The sequence below is a fragment of the Stutzerimonas stutzeri genome, from assembly GCF_024448935.1.
Taxonomy (GTDB): domain Bacteria; phylum Pseudomonadota; class Gammaproteobacteria; order Pseudomonadales; family Pseudomonadaceae; genus Stutzerimonas; species Stutzerimonas stutzeri_AO.
This window is the reverse complement of sequence record NZ_JAMOIE010000021.1, coordinates 40996-63103: the sequence shown is the minus strand read 5'-3', so window position 1 is coordinate 63103 and position 22108 is coordinate 40996. Positions and strand designations below refer to the sequence as shown.

Here is a 22108-nt window from a genome sequence, read left to right as displayed (position 1 = left end):
AACTTGACCACCACAGCCAAGTCAGTTGCGCTTACGCGCAACGCGCCATACCTGGCGCACCATAAAAAACGCGGCCTTTGGGGCCGCGTTGCGTTGATGGACCACCGCCCGCACCCGGTCGGTCAGTGGTCCCCGCACTGATAGCGTGCGAGCAAGTCAGCCGGCGCGCTGGAGCGAATGCGCCAGGTGCTCCGAGTTGCCGTACCGAGCTTAGAAGAAGCCCAGCGGGTTGATGTCGTAGCTGATCAGCAGGTTCTTGGTCTGCTGGTAGCTGTCGAGGATCATCTTGTGGTTCTCGCGACCGACACCGGATTTCTTGTAGCCACCGAATGCAGCGTGCGCCGGGTACAGGTGGTAGCAGTTGGTCCAGACACGACCGGCCTTGATGCCGCGGCCCATGCGATAGGCGCGGTTGATGTCACGGGTCCAGACGCCAGCACCGAGACCGAATTCGGTGTCGTTGGCAATCGCCAGGGCTTCGGCCTCGTCCTTGAACGTTGCGACGCCGACCACAGGCCCGAAGATCTCTTCCTGGAACACGCGCATCTTGTTGTGGCCCTTGATCAGGGTCGGCTGCACGTAGTAACCGGTGGCAAGGCCCCCTTCCAGCTTCTCGGCGGCGCCGCCTGTGAGGATCTGCGCGCCTTCCTGCTGAGCAATTTCCATGTAGGAAAGAATTTTGTCGAACTGCTGTTCGGACGCCTGCGCACCAACCATGGTGTCGATGTCCAGCGGGTCGCCACGCTTGATCGCCTTGATCTTCTTCATCACCACTTCCATGAAGGGTTCGAAGATCGACTCCTGAATCAGCGCACGCGATGGGCAACTGCACACCTCGCCCTGGTTGAAGAAGGCCAGTACCAGACCTTCAGCGGCTTTCTCGATGAAGGCCGGTTCGGCCTGCATGATGTCTTCGAAGAAGATATTTGGCGACTTCCCGCCCAGCTCCACAGTACTTGGAATGATGTTCTCGGCCGCGTAACGCATGATCTGCGAGCCCACCGGGGTGGAGCCAGTAAAGGCGATCTTGGCAATCCGGGTGCTGGTAGCCAGTGCTTGTCCTGCTTCCTTGCCGAAGCCTTGCACGATGTTCAGCACACCGGCCGGCAACAGATCACCGATCAGCTCAGCGAATACCATGATCGACAGCGGCGTCTGCTCGGCCGGCTTGAGCACCACACAGTTGCCGGCTGCCAGGGCCGGCGCCAGTTTCCAGGCCGCCATCAGCAGCGGGAAGTTCCATGGAATGATCTGCCCGACCACACCTAATGGCTCGTGGAAGTGGTAGGCCGCGGTGTGTTCGTTGATCTCGGCGGCGCTGCCTTCCTGGGCACGGATGCAGCCGGCGAAATAACGGAAATGATCGGCCGCCATCGGCACGTCGGCGGCCAGGGTTTCGCGAACGGCCTTGCCGTTGTCCCAGGTTTCGGCGATGGCCAGTTTTTCCAGGTTGGCTTCGATACGATCGGCAATCTTCAGCAGCACCAGAGCGCGGTCCTGTGCCGAGGTTTTGCCCCAGGCGTCGGCGGCGGCATGGGCGGCATCCAGAGCGCGCTCGACATCCTCGCCCCCGGAACGCGGGAATTCGGCGATGACTTCACCATTGACCGGCGAGGTGTTGACGAAATACTCACCCTTGACCGGCGGAACGAATTCACCGCCGATGAAATTTCCATAACGTGGCTTGAAGGAAATGACGGAACCTTCCGTACCGGGTCGGGCGTAGATCATGAGCGGCCTCTCTAGTTTTTCTGCTTGTCGGAGCCTGACCGGACATGGACAGGACATGAAAAGATCTTAGACAGCCCAACCGCTTGCCCGGAATGCGCCCAAGGAATAGATGTGCTCCTCATTTGGTAGTAGATGTAAGGACGCTGTCCGGGTCCGATGCCACTGCCACTGCCAGCATATCGAGGCGGTCGCCATGGACATGAACACCGCTTTCGACCTGGAAGTGCAGCGGCGCTGCCCTCAAGCCGAAGCGGCCTACGACCCGTTCCATGTGGTGGCGCGCTACGGTCGTGAGGTAATCGACCGTATCCGCCTCGACCAGGCCAGCCTCCTGCGCGATGACCCAGCGCGCAAGGCAAGATGACCAAGCGCATGGCCTGTGGTTTCCGGGACTCGGACTGCTTCTTTCTGAAAATCAAGGCCGCTTCCCCGGGAAAGCGCGATGAACCTTTTTATTCGATATCCAACAGAACGACGACCGACTAAGCCAGCGCCTCGCCCCACCTTGAGGTTGCCGGATAGAGTGACCGAGTGTTACAGATAAGACTTTAAGGGAGTATTCGATGATCCAAAGCAGACTTGAGAATTGTTCGATTCTGCTGCTGGCGGGCGGACGGGGACAGCGCATGGGCGGGCGAGACAAGGGGCTCGTAGACTGGCATGGCAAACCCCTTTTGGCATGGCCGCATCGCATCGCTCGGCCCCTGACGGATGATCTCCTTATTTCCTGCAACCGCAACCAAACGCGTTACGCCGCTTTTGCCGACCGAGTGGTTAATGACGATGAGCCGGATTTTCCAGGGCCGCTCGCTGGCATACGAGCCGGGCTCGCAGCGGCTTACCACCCCTGGATGATGGTGCTGCCCTGCGACGCCCCTCTGATAGACGAAGCATTGCTAAGACAACTGTACGCAACGGCACAACAAGAGCCCGACACGCCCCTGATGATTCGAAGAGGGCCACAGTGGGAACCATTGTTCTGTATCATCCCGGTCAAACTCGCCCCCGCTATCGAGGCCGCCTGGCAGATGGGCGAACGAAGCAATTTGAAAGCGCTACTGACGCTGCAGGGGCGCGCCCTTGATCTCCATACAAACGACCCGCGCCTGGCCAACCTGAACTCACCGGAGCTGCTTTCGCAGCAGGTACCTCCCGAGGGAACTTAGGCGCGTCGAACGCCGTCACAGATTCGCCGTCACAGATTGAAACTACAGAGGAGATACAACATGCGCACAATTACCGGGCCCGCTCTGGCCGCCCTGGTCGGAATGACCCTCCTTACCGGTTGCTCGAACCCCAGCGTCATCACGCTCAACGACGGTCGCGAAATTCAAACGCTGGACCAGCCCGAATATGACGACGAAGCAGGCTTCTATGAGTTTGAAGGCATTGACGGGAAACCGGGCCGAGTAAACAAGGATCAGGTCCGCACCGTCGAAGAGCTCTAGCTCATCGCTCTTTCGGGGCCATGCATCATCCTCGGCGCTGGTGAAAAAGCCTTCGCCAGACGCTTGTGAAGCAAAACTTTTTATGTAGAATGCGCGCCATCTTCGGAGCGTAGCGCAGCTTGGTAGCGCGTCTCGTTCGGGACGAGAAGGTCGCTGGTTCGAATCCAGTCGCTCCGACCAGAAACCCCGACATCAGCCTGAAAGGCTTGATGCAGAAACCGGCCATCGGCCGGTTTTTTCGATTCTCGGCCGGTTTTTTCTTTCCAGCCGAGCAGCACGATCCGCTGTTCGCTGCAGATCGCGCGGCATTCTGTCGCGTCTTGTGAGCGGAATCCCGCTACAGCCACGCCCTGCTTATCACCGCAAAAACCAAACGACTTGTTCCATTTCAAACGGCCAGTCCAATTCGGCCCCCGTATCGACTCGCCGCAGCACCGGTATACGCAAACCATAGTCGTCGACCCATTCCGGCCTTTCCGCTATTTCCAGCAACTCGACCAACAACCCATGCGCCACCAACGGCCAAACCACCGCCTCGGCTTGCTCACACAGGTGGCAACCCAGCGTTCCAAACAGTTGGCATTCGGGAAGATGCATAAGTGCGGCTCATCGGAACTGGCGTGTAATTCTAGCAGGCCGATCAGGATGCGGCTGCCGTTCGCCAACCTCGTTTTTATGACCTAGAGCAACAAAAGTGCGACCTTGAACCCCCTCAAACGACAGTTTGATTTTCCGGAATCGACGGGAAGCGGGTAAACGGCTAGGATGCGGCAACCCAGGCGGTCACGGAGCCGCAGGGCCGGATGTGTATGTACCTATCGGCAGGGGCACTTGATGTCTGCATCAAATTGCAGTAAATACAACTGCCGAGTGGTTTAGCCGACGCTTCCATGCTTGAGCCGTAAAGACTAAAGTCTAAAGGCTCCAATGATTATGTAGTGCTTTATTGCATGGCGCCGTAAGAGCGACTTCAGAGCATCATCCAACGAGGAGAAATAAGAAATGCTCAAGACCCCAATCGCCCGGGGCGTGGCAATTGCCACACTGGGAACAACACTGGCCATCCCGACCATGGCTCAAGCCGCGTTCATCGACGATACGAAGGCTAGCCTGGAACTGCGTAACTTCTATTACAACCGCGACTATCGTCAGGAAGGCGCGGGCCAATCCAAGCAAGACGAATGGGCGCAAGGCTTCCTGCTGCGCATAGAGTCGGGTTATACCGAAGGCCCTGTAGGTTTCGGTGTCGACGCTCTCGGCCTGCTGGGCGTGAAGCTCGACTCGAGCCCGGACCGCACCGGTACCGGTATCTTGCCAGTCGGCGCTTCGGGCGCCCCGGATGATTATTCCGAGCTGGGTCTGACCGCCAAGGCTAAAGTCTCCAAGAGTATTCTGAAAGTCGGCACGCTGCAGCCTAAGAACATGGCGATCGCCACCAGCGACAGCCGTCTGCTGCCAGCAGTAATGCGTGGGGCCCAGCTGGTTTCCAACGAGATCGATGGTCTGACTCTGGACCTGGGCTATATCGACCAGATCAACAACCGGAACTCGACGAACTATGAAGACATGGGCGTCAATACTGCCGGCAAGAACATCACCGGCATTAGCGGCGTAGAGTCCGACGAGCTTGTTTTCCTCGGTGGCACCTACAAGGTCACCAAGGACCTGAGTGCCGCCTATTACTACAGCAACCTGGAAGACTTCTACAAACAGCATGCGCTGAACCTTATCCATGTGCTGCCGATCGCTGATAACCAGTCGCTGAAGACCGACCTGCGTTACCAGCGCTCCAAGGACGACGGCAACACCAACGTCGACAACAAGGCCTTTGGCGCCATGGTCACCTACTCGCTCAGTGGCCACAGCCTAGGCCTGGGCTACCAGAAGATGTCCGGCGACACCGGCTTTGCCTATGTCGGCGGCAACATCGATCCCTACCTCGTCAACTACGTACAGATCGGTGACTTCGCCAAGACCGACGAGAAGTCCTGGCAAGCACGCTACGACTTCAACTTCGCCTCCATCGGCATCCCCGGCCTGACCTTCATGACCCGCTACCTCAGCGGTGATAACTTCGACCGCGCTGGCGTGTCGGAAGGCAAGGAATGGGAACGCGACACCGATATCGGCTACACCTTCCAAGAAGGCGCGCTGAAAAACCTGAACCTGAAGTGGCGTAACGCTACCTTCCGCAGCAATGGCACCGGCAACGACATGGACGAAAACCGTCTGATCGCCAGCTACACCATCCCGCTGATGTAATAGCGGCTACAGCATGAAAATGCCGTAGTATGAAAACCCGCTTCGGCGGGTTTTCTGTTTTGTGCCTTACCATTTCTTCGCGAAGCCATACGAAAGCTGGCGCACCGGCTAAACACAAGGATCAGATAATCGATCCCCAAACGAAGCGGGAACCTTGTGCCAACAGCATGCTCGAAACTCTAAGCATCGGGACCTGTCGTCCCTGCGAGACTCAAGAGGAACTGCAGATGTCTACCGAATCGACTTTCGGCACCAGCGACAACACGCCAATCCCTGACGGAACGACCGAAACCCACACCTCGTCCCTGATCGACAAGTCCGCTCATCGTCGCAATCTGCAGGCAGCTCAGAAGGCACTCATCGAAGAGTTCCATACGCTGATCGGCGATACCGAGCGCCTGCTCAAGCATACGCAGGATACTGCCGGCACCCAGACTGAAGAGCTCCGCGGTAAGATCAACGCCAACCTCAGTCGGGCCCGCCAGATGCTCAAGGATCAGGAAGGCAGCCTGAAAGAACAGGGCCAGGCCGCCATCCAATGCACCGAGGAGTATGTTCATACACACCCATGGCAATCGATTGGCATCGCGGCGGGAGTAGGTTTCCTCTTCGGCTTGATTACCCGCCGCTGATGTGGGGAACGGATCCAATGGAAACCAGACACGCTGACGAAGCCCCAGCGCCTTCCATCAAAAAGATGGGTAGTGCGCTTGCCGGCCTCGTACAAGGGCATCTGGAGCTCATCGGAATCGAGATTCAGGAAGAGCGGGCGCGGCTGTTCAAGCTCTTTCTCCTCGCTAGCATCAGCCTGATACTTGGGTTGTTGATTCTGGTAGGGCTCTCGGCGGCGTTCGTGATTGCCTTCTGGGACAGCAACCCCATCGCGGCGATTCTGGTGCTCTGTGTGCTGTACGCAATTGTTCTGACAATATGCATCAGCCGCGCAATGCGCCTCGCCAAGGAGAGCGCTTCGCCCTTCCAGGCGACGGTTGAAGAACTGGCCCGCAATCGGGAGCGTCTACTGCCATGAGCCTTCCTCTTAGTAGCTCCAGTGACCTAGCCATGCGCAAGGACTTGGTTCGGTTACGCATGGAGATGAACCGCCAACAGCTCCTGTATCACTCACAGCCGTTAATCCACCCTTTCCAACGAATCAAGGGAATGGTCGCGAGCCGTGGCACGACCTCAGCGCACCATAGCGGAAAAGGTCCACTGATGCTTGCCGCGACGGTGGGGCTTACTCTCTTTGGCCGTCGACTGGGCAAGGTGGGCAAACTGGCCAGGGTGGGCATAATGCTCTATCCCCTGATCCGCAGGCTGCGGCACTAGCCGTAGAAGTGGTTTTCTTGCGCGTGACTCAGGTGACACAAGCCCCAGGCAAATGCTGATGGTCTCGCGGCCAGCGATTCCTGTAGGCTGGCAGCCATCTACAGGAATGGTTACCAGGCTGCTCAGTTGTGCGTTGAGAGGAATCCGATCCGCTGAGCAAGCCGCCCCCACTGGCGACATCAAGGAGGTTGCTCTTTGGACTGGCATACGCTGCTCAATCGTGAGCGGCTCGGAAAATCTGTACACAGCAACGAAGAGCTTGGTCGAAGTCCATTCCACAAGGACCATGACAGGATCATCTTTTCCGGTGCGTTCCGCCGGCTTGGGCGCAAAACCCAGGTGCATCCGGTATCAAGCAACGATCATATTCACACACGCCTTACCCATTCGTTAGAGGTCAGCTGCGTTGGCCGCTCGCTCGGCATGCGCGTGGGTGAAGTGCTTCGCGATGACATGCCAGAATGGTGCAGTCCAGCAGACCTTGGCATGGTGATCCAGTCCGCCTGTTTGGCTCACGATATCGGCAATCCGCCGTTCGGCCACTCCGGAGAGGATGCCATCCGCCATTGGTTTCAACAGGCTGCCGCGCGTGGTTGGCTGGATGACATGAGCAATGCCGAACGCGCTGATTTTCTCAATTTCGAGGGCAACGCCCAAGGTTTCCGGGTGCTCACCCAGCTCGAATACCATCAGTTCGACGGCGGCACACGCCTGACCTACGCAACGCTGGGAACTTACCTCAAGTACCCCTGGACATCGCGTCATGCAGAGGCGCTTGGCTACAAGAAACACAAGTTCGGTTGCTACCAGAGCGAGCTGCCGTTGCTTTCGCAGATAGCCGCTAAGCTCGGCCTTCCAAAGCTGGACGAGCAGCGCTGGGCGCGTCACCCCCTGGTCTATCTGATGGAGGCTGCCGACGATATTTGCTATGGGCTCATCGATCTCGAAGACGGCCTGGAGATGGAGCTTCTGCAATATGGCGAGGTTGAAGCCCTGCTTCTGAACCTGGTGGGTGATGACGTGCCTGAAACCTATCGGCAGCTGGGCTCCGAAGGTTCACGCCGGCGCAAGCTGGCGATCCTCAGGGGCAAGGCCATCGAGCACCTCACAAACGCCGCCGCGAAAGCTTTCGTCGAGCAACAGCAGGTATTACTGACCGGCCACCTCACTGGCGACCTGGTCGAGCATATGCATGGCCCAGCCAAGCAATGCGTCCTGCAGGCCAAGGCAATGGCCCGGGAAAAGATCTTCCAAGACAAGCGCAAGACACTGCACGAGATTGGCGCCTATACGACACTCGAAATACTGCTCAACGCCTTCTGTGGCGCAGCGCTGGAGCAACACGGGGGGCGCACGCCGTCGTTCAAGAATCGCCGCATCCTGGATCTGCTCGGTAACAACGCACCAGATCCTGACTGGCCGCTGTATCAATCGTTTGTTCGAATGATCGACTTCATCGCCGGCATGACCGACAGCTTTGCCACCGAGATGGCCTGCGAAATGACCGGACGCTCGAGCCCGAAGTGAGCCTGATGAAGAAGTCGTTATGGAAGTATGTCGGTTGGCAGCCTGGGCGCCCCGCCTGGGGCGCTGCCGCGGTCGCTGGCCTGGGTTGCGCCCTGCCCTTGATGCTGGGACTGTTTAGCGGGCATCCGGGCTTTCTTTGGGCGACGGTTGGTGCATTCCAGGCGGCAAAGGCGAACCCACTCCACCGCCTCGGCATGTTGCGAATGCTGCTCTTGATTGGGCTCGGCGCCGGTAGCGCCGGGCTTGGCTTCTGGTCAGCGACACACCCCCTGATCAGTCTCGGCCTGTTTGCCTTTTACGGCCTGTTGCTAGCCTGGCTGCAACGATATGGCAGCGAGGCCGGTAAGCTCGGGATAGGTCTGGCCATCTGCTTGTGTCTGGGCCAGGGCCAGCATGGCATTGGCGATTTCAACAATCCTCAGGCGATTGCCGCGCTGTTCGCCCTGGGCGGCCTTTGGGTCACTCTTCTGGCGTTCGGCCTCCGAGGCATGCATGGCTTGCGTATGTGGCCGTACATGCCACGACTGTTGAGCTTGTTGAAAGTGTTGCGCCGCCGAGCACGGCGCATACCGATTCGCCAGTGGCGCCTGCACGCAATTAACTACATGCTGGCAGCAGCGATTGGCGGCCTGATCGTAACCCTGGCAGATCTGCCACGAGGCTACTGGCTGACGCTTGCGGTTTTCACGACTCTGCAGATGGACCTTCAGCGCAGCTTCGTCCGCGCCCTGCAAGCCAGCATCGGGATCTTCTGCGCAGCGGCGGTATTGATCTATATGGGCCACAGCCTGACCGATCCGCCCATGATGGTCATGATCATGCTGCCGCTGGTAATGCTCAGCCGGGCATTCCAGTCACACCACTATGGGTTATTCGTTCTGCAGACAACCTTGAGCTTCGTTCTGCTGGCCGAAACCTTGGCGCAAGATTGGGATTTGCCACAGCTGCGTTTGATTAATGCCGCCATTGGCGTGGGCGTGGCGCTGGTGGTTACCTTACTCATGTACCTACTGCGCCGGCTTGTCACCCGGATTGCGCTGCGCAAATCCAGGCAATCAGCCGCAACCGATCAGGGCAGGGATGACTCGATCATGCCTTGGCGTTGATCTCGTTTTCCGGGTACCAAACGTCCATCAATGGGCTCACATTGGATTCGGACAGTTCATCACGGCCCTTGAGCCAAGCCTCTACCTGACCGCGCTGCTCTTCATTGACCGAGCCGCGCCTGGCCAGGCAGACGAAACCGTAATCTTCACCGCCAATATAGCCCAGGCCGTTGATCTCGATGGCTTCGTTCAGGAAGGCTTCAAGAAACGCATCGACCGCCTTGGCTTCGAGACCATCACGGTAGGTCAGACTGACCTCGAAACCCAATTCCTGGAATTCGTCGATACAGAGTTTTTTGCGCAAACGACGCGAGCGATTGGTAGCCATTGATTCGGTCCTTACATAACGATAATAACGGCGCGCACTCTAACAGCAACGGAAGGCCAGTGCGATTGCCGGGCCGACCTGCCAGGCCAATATTTCCGAAACGGCGACATCTCGCTAAGTCTTTATTTGCAGGGAAGGGAGCCAGACGTCTACGCTTGTCGGATGAGAAGCACGTCACTTCTCGGACGTGGGCATAATGGCCCGCCATTCTTCCCTGAACGCTGTAGGGAACCTCTATGTCATTGATCTCGAGTCCGTCTGCCCCAGCCAATCGGAGCGGCGCGATTAGCCAGTTCCTCTCCCGTGTCGCCGCCGCCGCGCTAGCGCTGCCGCTGGCGTTTCCCGCCTTCGCCGAAACCGTCAATCAGACCTTACCGCCCCGCGTGGCGCAGGCGCTCAAGGCAAACAAGATCGAGAACAGCGCCCTTTCCGTCGTCATGCTACCGCTCAATGGCACGGGATCACCGACATTCGTCAATGCGGACGTCTCGGTTAACCCAGCCTCCACCATGAAGCTGGTCACGACGTACGCCGCGTTGGAACTATTGGGTCCCAACCACCAGTGGAAGACCGAGTTCTATGCTGACGGACCGATTGAGAACGGCACGCTAAACGGCAACCTTTACCTCAAGGGCGGCGGTGATCCGAAGCTCAACATGGAAAAGCTCTGGTTGCTGCTGCGAGATCTGCGCGCCAACGGCGTCGAGACCGTTACGGGCGATCTTGTCCTCGACCGCAGCCATTTCATGCAACCGACATTGCCGGTCTTCGACGACGATGGCAATGACAAGAACAAGCCTTTCCTGGTCGGACCAGATGCACTCTTGGTCAATCTCAAGGCCCTTCGTTTCATCGCCCGCAACGATGACGGCAACGTCAAGGTCTTGGTCGAGCCGCCAATCGCCACCGTTCAGATCGACAATCGCATTCAGGCATTGCCAAAAGCCAAATGCCCGGACTGGCCCGACATTCGCTACAACCCGATCGAAAACGGTACTGGGGTAACCGTGGTCGTCACCGGCAAGCTGCCGGCTGGATGCAGCGGACAGACTTACCTGTCAGTACTCGACCACCAGCGCTACGCCGCCGGTGCGGTCCGGGCGATCTGGAAGGAGCTTGGCGGCACTATCCTCGGTGAGGATCGAGTAGCGCCGGTGGCCAAGGATGCAAAGATGATTGCGCGAGCCTATTCGCCAGATCTGGTTGAGATCATTCGCGATATCAACAAGTACAGCAACAACACCATGGCAAGGCAGTTGTTCCTGAGCTTGGGCGCCGAATTCCGTAACGAAGCGGATGCGGATGACTCCATGGCCGCGCAGCGGGTCATCCGCCAGTGGCTGGCGAAAAAGGGTTTGATTTCGCCGCACCTGGTCATCGAGAACGGATCCGGCCTGTCGCGGGCCGAACGCGTCAGCGCTCGAGAGCTGGCCAGCCTGCTACAAGCCGCTTGGAAAAGCCCCTACGCGGCAGAGTTCATATCATCCATGCCGCTGGCCGCAGTGGACGGCACCATGCGCAAGCGCTTACGCAATACAGGGGTTGCCGGCAAGGCGCACGTCAAGACCGGAACGCTGAATACTGTGCGCGCGATTGCAGGCTATAGCCGCGACAACGACGGCAATACCTGGGCCGTCGTCGCGATACTCAACCATCCGCGCCCGTGGGGCGCTTCCGCGGTGCTGGATCAGGTGCTGGTGAGTCTGTACAGCCGTCCGGCCAACGAAAATACCGCGCAACGTTAGTCAGTTCAGTGCTGGCGTCGAGAGACCGCCGCCGGCGCTGGGCTTGCAACAGCAACGCTGGATAACCGCCGCAGGGCATCACGCGTGTGCTGCGCTGGGACCGCAACGCAGTAGCGCCCCACCCCCGGAAGTCGATCAGCGTGCCTGAAGTTTCCAGGCACGATGGATCGTGCTGTTGCGGCGGAAATCCTCGTCCAGAGTGGCACTGGTAATTTCCTCCACGGCGTAGCGCTCGGCCACGCCCGCGTCGAGCACGAACTTGCGGAAGTTGTTGGAGAAATACAGGGTGCCGCCAGCGGCCAATCTGGCCATCGCCAGGTCGAGCAAAGCGACATGATCGCGCTGGACATCGAATACCCCCTCCATGCGCTTCGAGTTGGAGAACGTCGGCGGGTCGATAAAGATCAGATCGTATTCGCCACGATCCTCATCCAGCCAGGCCATGACGTCAGCCTGCTCCAGACGTTGTCGATCCGACAGGCCATTCAGTGCCAGATTGCGTCGCGCCCAATCCAGATAGGTTTTCGACAGGTCAACACTGGTCGTGCTGCGCGCGCCGCCCTTGGCCGCGTGAACGGTGGCAGTTGCGGTGTAGCAATACAGGTTCAAGAAGCGCTTGCCAGCCGCCTCGCGCGCGATACGCTGACGCATCGGCCGATGATCAAGAAACAGCCCGGTGTCGAGATAGTCGGTGAGATTCACCAATAGCTTGGCATCGCCCTCCATGACTTCAAGAAAGGTTCCCTGACTGGCCTGACGCTCGTACTGCCGCGTTCCACGCTGGCGCTCACGACGCTTGACCACTACACGGTCCCGGGAAATGCCCAGCGCCTGAGGGATGGCGCCCAACGCGTCGTACAGTCGCGCCTGGGCTTTCTCAGGGTCAATCGAGCGCGGCGGGGCATATTCCTGCACATGCACCCAGTCGCCATATAGATCGATCGCCAGGGCATATTCGGGCATGTCGGCATCGTACAGGCGGTAGCACTGGATGCCTTGCTTGCGAGCCCATTTGCCCAGAAGCTTCAGATTTTTCTGCAGCCGGTTGGCGAACATCTGGCCGCCTTCACTGAGGCGCGCCAACTCCTGCACAGGTTTGTCTTCGTCCTTTTGCTCAGTGGCGGACGACCGTTGGCCCGTGACGAACTGATCCAGTTCGACCTTTATCAACAACAATTTGCAAGGCAGCGCACCGTTCCAGAAGGCGTATTGCTTGTGGCTGCGGATGCCCATGCGCTTGCCCAGCTCCGGTGCGGAGGTCAACACCGCCGCTTCCCAGCCGAGGCACGCCTGTCGCAGTCGCTCGCCGAGGTTCTGGTAGAGGTAGACCAGACTCGCCTCATCGCCCAGACGCTCGCCATACGGAGGGTTGCAGATGACCAGGCCTTTCTGGTTCTGGTCAGGCCGAGGCTCGAACGTCGCCACATCACCCTGATAGACACGGACCCAACTCGCCAGCCCCGCTCGCTCGATATTGTTCTTCGCCGGTTGGATCAGGCGCGGGTCGGCCTCGTAGCCACGGATCCATAATGGCGGCCTGGCCATGCCCGCTTCGGCACGCGCCTGTGCTTCGGCATGCAGACGGTTCCACAGTGCCGGCACATGTCCGAGCCAGGCACTGAATCCCCAGCGTTCGCGGCGGAGATTAGGCGCAATATCGGCCGCCATCATCGCGCCTTCGACAAGAAAGGTGCCGACGCCACACATCGGGTCGGTCAGAGCGCCGCCAGCAGCAGCGATGCGAGGCCAGCCCGCACGAATCAACACGGCGGCGGCAAGGTTCTCCTTCAACGGCGCCGCCCCCTGCTGGAGACGGTAGCCGCGCTGGTGCAGGCTGTGTCCGGACAGATCCAGAGATAGCACCGCCTGCCCACGATCCAAGCGCAGATGGATACGCAGGTCCGGATTCAACTTATCGACACTGGGTCGTTCGCCGGTCGCCGTACGGAGTCGATCGACGATGGCATCCTTGACCTTGAGCGCGCCGAAGTGAGTATTATCGATACCAGATCCATGACCGCTGAATTCAACCGCCAGGCTACCGGTCGCCGCGAGATGCTCCGACCAGTCGACCTGGTGCACACCTTCATACAGCGTTTCGGCGTTCACCGTGGCGAAGCGCTCGATCACCAGCAGTACTCGGTTGGCCAGCCGAGACCAGAGGCACAACCGATAGGCAACCTCCATGCTGGCATAGCCGCGAATTGCCGCGGTTTGCTCACGCGTCTCCTCGAGCCCGAGCGCTTTGGCTTCTTCGAGCAGCAGGCCTTCAAGTCCTTTGGGGCAGGTGAGGATAAGTTCGTGGCGATCAGTCATGGCATGTCCAGTCAATTGTTCGATTCGGTTGGGCAGCCTTCCGAATCTCGATTCGATATCTCGCGCGTTTCCGACTGTCTTTCGTCGCGAAGCAGACGCTGCGGTACAGCATCGGCAGGCAGGGAGCGCTCCCTGCCTGCCTTATGGGGGGTGCTACGGTTTGGTGACCTGGTTATTACAAAATGATCGTTCCCGCTTTGCGGTCATTGGGTTAGAACTCGATTCAGTCCGGCATCGCAACGATGCTGGAAGAACCCGCCACGCCGGCAGCGGGCTTCACCGGCAGTCTATCTGCCAACCTCGCCATGAGGACAACGGAAACACCAGTCAACCACTGAGGGCAATACCCAATGAGAAGACTCAAGCGTGATCCGATGGAACGAGCATTTCTACGCGGTTATCAGCATGGCATACACGGTAAATCTCGCGATCTCTGTCCTTTTTCTCACCCCGAAGTACGCCAAGCCTGGATCAACGGCTGGCGGGAGGGTCGCGGCGACAATTGGGACGGTCTGACCGGCACGGCCGGCCTCCACCGATTGAACGAACTTCACGCGGTCGGCTGACGCAACCACACCGACTTCGACTGGCACGCCCATCCGGGCGGCGGGCTTGAAGCCCGGGGTTCCCATCGGGAGCCCCACCGAAGAACCGCTTAACGATTCGTTTCCTTCCGAAATCGCAGTGCAGCGATGGCGTCCACAGCCTCGCGAATCAGCGCTGGCCCCTTGTATATAAACCCCGTGTAAAGCTGGACCAGGCTTGCTCCGGCCTCGATCTTTTCTGCCGCGTGACGCCCTTGCGTGATCCCTCCAACGGCAATGATAGGCAGGCGGCCCGCCAGGGTTTGCGCCAACACCCGGACGGTGTGGGTGCTCTTTTCTCGCACCGGAGCACCGGAAAGCCCGCCCGCCTCATCGGCATGGGCAAGCCCCGCCACACCGTCACGCCCCAGCGTCGTGTTGGTCGCGATGATCGCGTCCATTCCGGCCTGAAACACCGCTTCGGCGACCCGTCTGATTTCCTCGTCGGCCATATCCGGCGCGATCTTGATGGCCAGCGGCACACGCTTGCCGTGAAGCACTTCAAGGTCTTCGCGGCGCTGGCCTAGCGCGTCAAGCAGTTGCTTGAGCGAGTCACCGAACTGCAGGCTGCGCAGCCCCGGCGTATTGGGCGAGCTGACGTTCACAGCGACGTAACTCGCCTGGTGATAAACCTTGTCCAGGCACAACAGGTAATCATCCTCAGCGCGTGCCACCGGCGTGTCGAAATTCTTGCCGATGTTGATACCCAGGATGCCCTTGAAACGAGCCGCATCGACCCGCTCCAGCAAGGCATCGACGCCGTGATTGTTGAAACCCATACGGTTGATGATGGCTTCGGCCTCGGGCAGCCGAAAAATGCGCGGCTTTGGATTACCAGGTTGCGGTCTCGGCGTCACAGTACCCACTTCGACAAAGCCGAATCCGAGCTGCGACATCCCGCAAATCGCCTCGCCGTTCTTATCCAGTCCGGCCGCCAGCCCCACCGGGTTCGGGAAATCCAATCCCATCACCCGCACCGGCAAACTAGCCGGGACCTTGTTCAACATGGCGTTAAGGCCTAGACGGCCGCCCGCGCCGATAAGATCAAGCGACAGTTCATGGGACGTCTCAGGCGTAAACTTGAAAAGCAGCTGGCGGGCCAGGTTATACATACGCAGCCTAGATCCTGGAAAGTGTGGCGCGGGAGTATAGCAGGGCGGATATTGCTCACAGCGGGCGCAACGTAGCGCCCTTATCTGGATCATCCAAAGCAAGGCGCCTATTCGAGTCGGCGTAGACGAATCAGTTTGCCTTCGGCAGCAAACTCCATCTCGAACGAGCCGAACACACCGGCAGTTGTCAGAAAGGGTCGCAGATGATGTGCCGGCAAACTGACGCGCTTCCCTTCCCGGCTTTTGATCAGGATACGATTGGCGCGCCCCTGATAGACCGCCAGCAGCTTATCGGCGGGCAGTGCAATATCCAGCAAGAGGCTTGGCATGGAAGCTCCCTCATTGATCAGCGCAGCGATTTTGCCATACCGGCTCTCTAGCCGTGACCTGGCGCTGCTGTTGGTTGCCGAACTCGACATAGAAAAGCTCGGCAAATACGGTGCACAGCGTGGACGGCTCTGCCACACTTCGGCCGTTGTCCTATGCGTTCATCTACCACGATGAGCCTGCCCGAGCCGATGCCGCCCGTGACTTCCCGATTCGTCAGATTTGCCCAACACCTTGGATTGACCGGCAAATCGCCGCGTCAGGTCATCCAGCACGCCAGCCAGATCAGCTTAGCCTTTGCCCCGCTTTGCGCGCCGGCGCCGAGCATCTTCTGGCACGACGGCCCGTGTCTGCAGCGATTCGCTGAGCTACCGAGAAGCGCCCTATCCGGTCCGATTCAGGAAGACAAGGCCAAGGCTCACGCTGCGTTGACGCGGCTCGTGCGTCAGGAACAGAGCGCTTATCAATCGCTCGACTTACGGCAGGTTGACGGTCTCGGGGGGCAAGGCACCGACGGAGCAGTCTACCCGACCTTCGAAGCACTGGCCGCCACACCCGCTTGTCGCCAGTTACGCGTGATCAGCTACAGGGATTTCATACGGACCATCAGCGCTGCGCTGCCAGGCTTTAACGAACAGACCCCAATCGAGCTTCGTCAAGCCAGCTGGCTAGGCGAGCGGCTTTACTGGAGTGGCGAACACCATGCCGAAGCCTTCGCCTGTGCGATCGCCTACGCACGGCTGCGGGGGCTGGAGGTCAACCTTGCATGCGAACTCACCGATTACCGGCTCGATGCAGCCGGTCTACAGGCCCTCGATAGTGGCCACCATGCCGTCACCATGCCAGCACAAGCGTGGAGCGACCGAGGATTCATGGGGCTGCTGCTCGAAGCGAAGATTCCCTATGCGCGCTTGGCGCTGCTGCGCAACGCCAACAACTCCGAGCTGCTCTTGCTGGACAAGGGGCAACCCGCTGCGAATGCCCTGGGAGAAGGACTCAAGCTCGCCGGCGCTCCGGATATGGTTCGCTACTTGCGCGACCTGCCGCAGATCACGCGTTTGCGCCTGGGCAACCGGACGCTGCAAGCGGACTGATTTATCCGACGCAGTTGCGACGAAGCCCAGGCATCCCCCTCACCGACCAGCACCATTTCCAGCCGGATAAAAAACGCCGATGCACAAGGCACCGGCGTTTCATCTCAGACTGAATCAGCCGCCAGGAAACCCGGCGGTGAATCGCACCTAGCGTCTCGCACTTTCCAGCGCGAGGTCCTGTAGCTCGCGACCGGCAACAGCGTACATGGCGTAATCCACACTGCTGGCGCTGCGCAGCTCGACCAGCATTCGCCGCCAACGCTCGACCTGGTATTCCCGTTGCTCCAGCCAAAGCTGAACGCGTGCATCCAGGTTTGCAGGCGCGTCAGCCATCTGCAACACCGATACCGTAATGGCACGCTGCTGACTGTCCAAATCATCGCGGAAGCTTTCCCGAGCCAGGGCTTGCCAATTGTTGTCCACCGGCAGCCCCGTCACCTGCTGCAGGTACCAGGGCAACTCCAACGCGCCGCCGACAGCGAAGTAGGCCGCTGCAACTTCAGCGGGTGGCTGCCCTGTTTCATCGGCTGCTTCGAGTATAGGAAGCAGCGTATAGAGATGATTGGTGCCGGCCACCATTCGCGCCAATAACTCGGGGACCCCGGCGTCGGTGTACCGCTCGTAACGCGCCTGCCAAAGCTCGCGTGTTCCGCCCTGCAACAGCGCATCGAGTTTCAACCCGAGCGCCGCGACCCGTGGCCCGAAGTGCCCGACGTCACGTGCGGCGTCCAGCTCGCTTCGACGGTTGCGCAGAAACCAGCGGGTCGCTCGCCGCCCCAGCCGCATCAGTTCGTCCATGAGGTTGAGCTGCAATTCGGCCGGGACCTTGTAATCGAGCGCTTCGATCTGGCGCAACCAGTGGGGCAGGTGAAAGATGTCCCGCACGATTACATAAGCACCCGCAACGTTGGCGGCACTCAGGCCGGTCGCCTCTCTGAGCCGCTGAACGAAGGAGATGCCCATATTATTGACCAGGTCGTTGGCGATCTGCGTGCTGACAATCTCGCGCTTGAGACGGTGTTGCCGCATCGCCGGGCGATACTGCTCGGCCAGCAACTGCGGGAATGCGCTTTCCATCTCCCGAGCAAGATAGGCATCGTCCGGCACGCGAGACTGCAGCAGCGCCTCCTTCAGGTCGATCTTGCTGTATGAAATCAGCACCGACAGCTCAGGTCGCGTCAATCCCTTGCCCTGGTTCGCGCGCTCGGCCAGCACTTCGTCGCTCGGCAGAAATTCAAGCGCGCGATCCAGCAAGCCGTCAACCTCAAGGGAACCGATCAGCCGCTTGTATTCACTGCCGCTCTCATGAGCGCGATGTTCGGCCTGCGACAGCGCCTGGGTCTGCTTGTAGTTGTCATGCAACACCAATTCGGCCACGGCATCGGTCATCTGGAACAACAACTGGTCGCGCTGCTTGCCGGTCATGTCTCCAGCACTGACGATTTCGTTGAGGAGAATCTTGATGTTGACCTCGTGGTCGGAGCAGTTCACCCCACCGGCATTGTCGATGAAGTCGGTGTTTGCCGCGCCGCCCTGCAAGCAGTACTCGACGCGCCCCAACTGGGTGATGCCCAGGTTGCCGCCTTCGCCGATGACCTTGGCGCGCAACTCGTTCCCGTTGACCCGCAGGATGTCGTTGGCCTTGTCGCCAACGTCTGCATGGGTCTCCGCGGTGCTCTTCACATAGGTGCCAATGCCGCCGTTCCACAGCAAATCGACCGGCGCCTTGAGCAATGCGTGGATCAGTTCGGCTGGGGTCAGCTGATCCGCCTCGATCTCGAACCGCGCCTTCATCTGGGGCGTGATCGCGATGCGCTTGGCTGAACGGGGAAACACGCCACCGCCAGCGGAAATCAACGAACAATCGTAATCGGTCCAGGATGAGCGCGGCATGTCGAACAGGCGCTGCCGCTCGACAAAGCTGCGCGCAGCGTCCGGATCGGGATCGATGAAGATATGCAGATGGTTGAAAGCGGCTACCAACTGCAAGGTGTCGGACATCAGCAAGCCATTGCCGAACACATCGCCAGCCATGTCTCCAATGCCAATCACGCTGACGTGGTCGCGCTGGACATTGATGCCGCGCTCGCGGAAGTGCCGCTGCACCGAGACCCAGGCGCCCTTGGCGGTGATGCCCATCTTCTTGTGGTCGTAGCCGGCAGAACCACCCGATGCGAAGGCGTCGCCCAACCAGAAGTCGTACTCCGCGGCGATGCCATTGGCAATGTCGGAAAAGGTTGCGGTGCCCTTGTCAGCGGCAACCACCAGGTAAGGGTCATCCTCGTCGTAGCGCAGTACGTTGGCAGGCGGTACGACGATGCCTTCTTTGAGGTTATCGGTGATGTCCAGCAAGCCGCTGATAAAGATCCGATAGCAGGCGATGCCTTCGGCGAATATCTCGTCACGCGAGCCGTTGGTCGGCAGACGCCGTGGCACGAAACCACCCTTGGCGCCCCCCGGCACGATGATGGCGTTCTTCACCTGCTGCGCCTTCACCAGTCCTAGCACCTCGGTGCGGTAGTCCTCTTCCCGATCGGACCAGCGCAAGCCGCCGCGCGCGACTTTGCCGCCGCGCAGATGCACACCTTCCACTCGTGGCGAATAGACGAATATTTCAAATTTCGGCGCCGGGCGCGGCATCTCTGGAATCGACCGCGGGTCTAGCTTGAAGCTGAAATAGCGCTTCGGTTTGCCGCGGGCATCGGCCTGATAGAAGTTGGTTCGCAGCGTTGCCTTGATCAGCGCCAGATAGCGCCGCAGGATGCGGTCCTCGTTGAGCACCGCCACGTCATCCAGCGCCGAGATAATGGCCTGTTCCAGCCGCGCCTGCTTATCCGCGAGATCCTCTTCGCCGAGTTTGCGCGCCAGGTAGAAGCGCATCTTGAACAGCCGTACCAGTTCGCGTGCGATGTCGGTGTGGTTGAGCAAAGCGCTGGCGATATAGCCCAGATCGAAGCCCATGCGAATCTGTTTGAGGTAGCGGCCGTAGGCGCGCAACAGCGCGACTTCGCGCCAGGTCAGCCCGGCCGTCAGTACCAGTCGGTTGAACGCGTCGTTTTCCGCCTGGCCGTTATTGATGGCGATGAATGCGTCCTGCAGCGGCTCGTTGATCTCCAGCAGATCGATCTCGAGCCCTTCTGCATAGGTGAATGCGAAATCGTGAATCCAGTATTCACGACCATCCTTGCGCCGCAGACGGAAGGGAAACTCACCCAGCACACGTAGCCCGAGGTTTTCCAGGATCGGCAACATGTCGGACAACGGCAGCGGTGTATCCAGGTGATAGAGCTTGCAGTGCAGGCGGTTTTCCACCGCCGTGATCGGCTGATAGAAGCTCATCACCAACGGCCGTTGTCCGCTGAGGCTGAGCACGTGCTGCATGTCAACAGCCGCCGAGTGCGGCGCGAAACGCTCGCGATATCCAGCCGGGAAGCCTTTCGGGAAGTCGGCGAGTATCCCGGTACCCTGTGCCTCGCCAAAACGCTCGATGACCAGGCTCGAGTAGTCGTCCTGCCAGGTTCGGCAGGCCTGGACCACCTCGTTTTCCAACTGGACCGGATCGAACTGCACCTGCTTGTTCGGATCCAGACGCAGCAGGAACTGCACGCGGATCAGCACGGACTCGGAGAAGTAGGTGGAAAATTCACAGCCGCTGGCTTGCAGGCGGTCCACCAGCACCTGCTGGATGCGCAGGCGGGTCTCGGTCGAATAACTGTCGCGGGGGACATAGGCCAGGCAGTAGCAGAAGCGCCCATACGGATCGATACGCAGAAACAGGCGCAGCTTGTTGCGCTCCTGGATTTGCACGATGGCGATAGCGGTGCTGAACAGCTGATCGAGCGTCATCTGGAACAACTCGTCGCGCGGCAGCACTTCCAATACCTGAGTCAGCTCCTTGGCCAGATGCGCCGAATCATCGAACTGCGACCGCTGGATCACCTCCGCTACCTTGCTCCGAATATAAGGGATCCGCCGCACGCTCTGGGTGTAGACCGAGGACGTGAACAGCCCGAGGAAGCGGCACTCTCGGATAACCCGCCCTTGCTCGTCGAATTCACGAATGGAGACGAAATCCGGATAAGCCGGCCGGTGCACCCGGCTCGGGGTGGCCGCCTTGGCGAATGACAACAGCAGCGGCTCGCGCAGATAGGCCAGGGCCGGCGGCATGATCAGTTGATCGTCTGCTTCAAGGCCCGTGCGTAGCTTGCGCGACAGGCCCAGAAGCGACGCCTCGTCATAGATAATGCGGCCGCCCTCGCCCTGGTCGACCACCGTGAACTCTTCGTATCCGAGGAAGGTGAAATGATCGTCAGCCAGCCAGCGCATGAAATCCATGCTTTCAGCCAGTTGCGCATCATCAGCCGCTTGCAGCATCGCCAGGCGGGCATGGTGCTCTTCGGCCTTCGCCTTCATCGCCGGGAAATCGCTGACGGCCAAGCGTACCTCAGCCAGCACGCCATGCAGCGACTGCTCCAGTTCATGCAGGGCCGCCGCACTGGCGCAGCGATCGATCTCGACGAAGATCAGCGACTCGGCTTCGCTGCCTTCACCTGGGCTGCCCTTGCGCAGTAATTCGACCAGGCTGCCGTCGCCGTCCCGGCGGACCTGCAGCACGCTGTTCTGCAGGGTGTGAATGGCATAGCCACGACGGGTCAGTTCCATGCGCACCGAGTCGACCAGGAAGGGCATGTCCGGGTGCAGCACCTCGACCACGCTGTGGGTCGACTGCCAACCGTGCTTTTCATAATCGGGGTTGAACACCTGAACGACAGGGCTGCTCGGGTCGAAACGCTCCAGCAGGCGCCAACTGGCCAGCGTCGAGCCAACCAGGTCGGTCATCCGCCGCTGGGTCAGCTCGGGTAATGCGACGATTCCGAAAAACTGTTCGGCGAAGAGTCCCACTTGTGGCAGGAGTTTCTCGTCGACATGCTGTGCCAGGGCCACTTTCAGTTGTTGCTGAAAATCGGCTTTGCTGGCAGCTGTAAAGAACGCCATTTTTTCGCTCCATTCTGGCTTGGAATTCGACTTGGGCAGTCGCGGGACCTGACCGGCAACGCAACCTGTAAGTTCAACGTTAGTTCAGCGGACCGGGAATGCACCCCCACTCTGGTCTCCTTTGTCTGGCGACGCCAGCGACCCGGCAGTCACATTTAATTCAGGCGCGTGACGAACAATGCACGGCGCCGGCCAGTGCCGGCC

General features: G+C 59.6%; 18 protein-coding genes, 1 tRNA gene and 1 pseudogene. 13 read left to right on the top strand and 7 right to left on the bottom strand.

What is annotated here, in order from left to right:
- Positions 1–210 precede the first annotated feature (210 nt).
- Positions 211–1731, bottom strand: a complete 1521-nt coding sequence (gene exaC, locus NA637_RS08730; RefSeq protein WP_256071894.1) for an acetaldehyde dehydrogenase ExaC — start codon at positions 1729–1731, stop codon at positions 211–213.
- 172 nt (positions 1732–1903) lie between these two features.
- Between exaC and NA637_RS08725 the strand changes: the two are divergent.
- The 4 genes and pseudogenes from NA637_RS08725 to NA637_RS08710 form a co-directional block, all read left to right on the top strand.
- Positions 1904–2086, top strand: a pseudogene (locus tag NA637_RS08725) (transposase); the annotation flags it as partial.
- Between the two features lie 208 nt (positions 2087–2294).
- A complete protein-coding gene (gene mobA / locus NA637_RS08720) occupies positions 2295–2897 on the top strand; it encodes a molybdenum cofactor guanylyltransferase MobA (protein WP_256071893.1) in 603 nt (200 codons plus the stop codon).
- 60 nt (positions 2898–2957) lie between these two features.
- Entirely contained in the window at positions 2958–3179 is a 222-nt protein-coding gene (locus tag NA637_RS08715) for a YgdI/YgdR family lipoprotein (protein ID WP_256071892.1), read from the top strand.
- 103 nt (positions 3180–3282) lie between these two features.
- Positions 3283–3359: transfer RNA gene (locus NA637_RS08710), tRNA-Pro, on the top strand.
- A 177-nt stretch (positions 3360–3536) separates the two neighbouring features.
- Here the strand turns inward: NA637_RS08710 and NA637_RS08705 are convergent.
- Complete coding sequence (locus tag NA637_RS08705) at positions 3537–3776, bottom strand: glutaredoxin family protein (protein ID WP_256071891.1); 240 nt, start codon at positions 3774–3776, stop codon at positions 3537–3539.
- A 405-nt stretch (positions 3777–4181) separates the two neighbouring features.
- Between NA637_RS08705 and NA637_RS08700 the strand changes: the two genes are divergently transcribed.
- The 6 genes from NA637_RS08700 to NA637_RS08675 all read left to right on the top strand — a co-directional run bounded on the left by NA637_RS08700 (position 4182) and on the right by NA637_RS08675 (position 9403).
- Positions 4182–5441, top strand: a complete 1260-nt coding sequence (locus NA637_RS08700; RefSeq protein WP_256071890.1) for an OprD family porin — start codon at positions 4182–4184, stop codon at positions 5439–5441.
- 227 nt (positions 5442–5668) lie between these two features.
- Positions 5669–6073: a DUF883 family protein gene (locus NA637_RS08695; RefSeq protein WP_256071897.1), complete on the top strand. Its 405-nt coding sequence runs from the start codon at positions 5669–5671 to the stop codon at positions 6071–6073.
- A gap of 17 nt (positions 6074–6090) precedes the next feature.
- On the top strand, positions 6091–6471 hold the full coding sequence (locus tag NA637_RS08690; RefSeq protein ID WP_256071889.1) for a phage holin family protein: 381 nt from the start codon (positions 6091–6093) through the stop codon (positions 6469–6471).
- Complete coding sequence (locus NA637_RS08685) at positions 6468–6770, top strand: hypothetical protein (protein ID WP_256071888.1); 303 nt, start codon at positions 6468–6470, stop codon at positions 6768–6770. Before NA637_RS08690 ends, NA637_RS08685 begins: the two co-directional genes overlap by 4 nt.
- A 195-nt stretch (positions 6771–6965) precedes the next feature.
- Entirely contained in the window at positions 6966–8297 is a 1332-nt protein-coding gene (locus NA637_RS08680; RefSeq protein ID WP_256071887.1) for a deoxyguanosinetriphosphate triphosphohydrolase, read from the top strand.
- A 5-nt stretch (positions 8298–8302) separates the two neighbouring features.
- Complete coding sequence (locus NA637_RS08675; RefSeq protein ID WP_256071886.1) at positions 8303–9403, top strand: FUSC family protein; 1101 nt, start codon at positions 8303–8305, stop codon at positions 9401–9403.
- Here NA637_RS08675 and NA637_RS08670 read toward each other — a convergent pair.
- Complete coding sequence (locus NA637_RS08670) at positions 9387–9731, bottom strand: YggL family protein (protein WP_256071885.1); 345 nt, start codon at positions 9729–9731, stop codon at positions 9387–9389. The two genes, NA637_RS08675 and NA637_RS08670, sit on opposite strands and share 17 nt — an antisense overlap.
- Positions 9732–10015: 284 nt before the next feature.
- On the opposite strand from NA637_RS08670, the gene dacB reads away from it, so the two are divergent.
- Positions 10016–11476 (top strand): D-alanyl-D-alanine carboxypeptidase/D-alanyl-D-alanine endopeptidase, encoded by a 1461-nt coding sequence (gene dacB / locus NA637_RS08665; protein WP_423836710.1) that lies wholly within the window; start codon positions 10016–10018, stop codon positions 11474–11476.
- 135 nt (positions 11477–11611) lie between these two features.
- Here dacB and rlmKL read toward each other — a convergent pair whose 3' ends face one another.
- Complete coding sequence (rlmKL, locus tag NA637_RS08660; protein ID WP_256071883.1) at positions 11612–13792, bottom strand: bifunctional 23S rRNA (guanine(2069)-N(7))-methyltransferase RlmK/23S rRNA (guanine(2445)-N(2))-methyltransferase RlmL; 2181 nt, start codon at positions 13790–13792, stop codon at positions 11612–11614.
- Positions 13793–14142: 350 nt separating this feature from the next.
- Between rlmKL and rmf the strand changes: the two genes are divergently transcribed.
- A complete protein-coding gene (gene rmf, locus NA637_RS08655; RefSeq protein ID WP_019342723.1) occupies positions 14143–14358 on the top strand; it encodes a ribosome modulation factor in 216 nt (71 codons plus the stop codon).
- An 89-nt stretch (positions 14359–14447) separates the two neighbouring features.
- Here the strand turns inward: rmf and NA637_RS08650 are convergent, their stop codons facing one another.
- Both NA637_RS08650 and NA637_RS08645 read right to left on the bottom strand, forming a co-directional pair.
- Positions 14448–15488, bottom strand: coding sequence for a quinone-dependent dihydroorotate dehydrogenase (locus NA637_RS08650; RefSeq protein WP_256071882.1), 1041 nt, complete (start codon positions 15486–15488; stop codon positions 14448–14450).
- Positions 15489–15595: 107 nt separating this feature from the next.
- The gene (locus NA637_RS08645; protein ID WP_256071881.1) at positions 15596–15817 is read right to left on the bottom strand and encodes a DUF2835 domain-containing protein; all 222 of its coding nucleotides are present in this window, start codon (positions 15815–15817) and stop codon (positions 15596–15598) included.
- Positions 15818–16006: 189 nt separating this feature from the next.
- Between NA637_RS08645 and NA637_RS08640 the strand changes: the two genes are divergently transcribed.
- The gene (locus tag NA637_RS08640) at positions 16007–16909 is read left to right on the top strand and encodes a DUF6685 family protein (protein ID WP_256071896.1); all 903 of its coding nucleotides are present in this window, start codon (positions 16007–16009) and stop codon (positions 16907–16909) included.
- 147 nt (positions 16910–17056) lie between these two features.
- Here the strand turns inward: NA637_RS08640 and NA637_RS08635 are convergent, their stop codons facing one another.
- Positions 17057–21904 (bottom strand): NAD-glutamate dehydrogenase, encoded by a 4848-nt coding sequence (locus NA637_RS08635; protein WP_256071880.1) that lies wholly within the window; start codon positions 21902–21904, stop codon positions 17057–17059.
- Positions 21905–22108 lie beyond the last annotated feature (204 nt).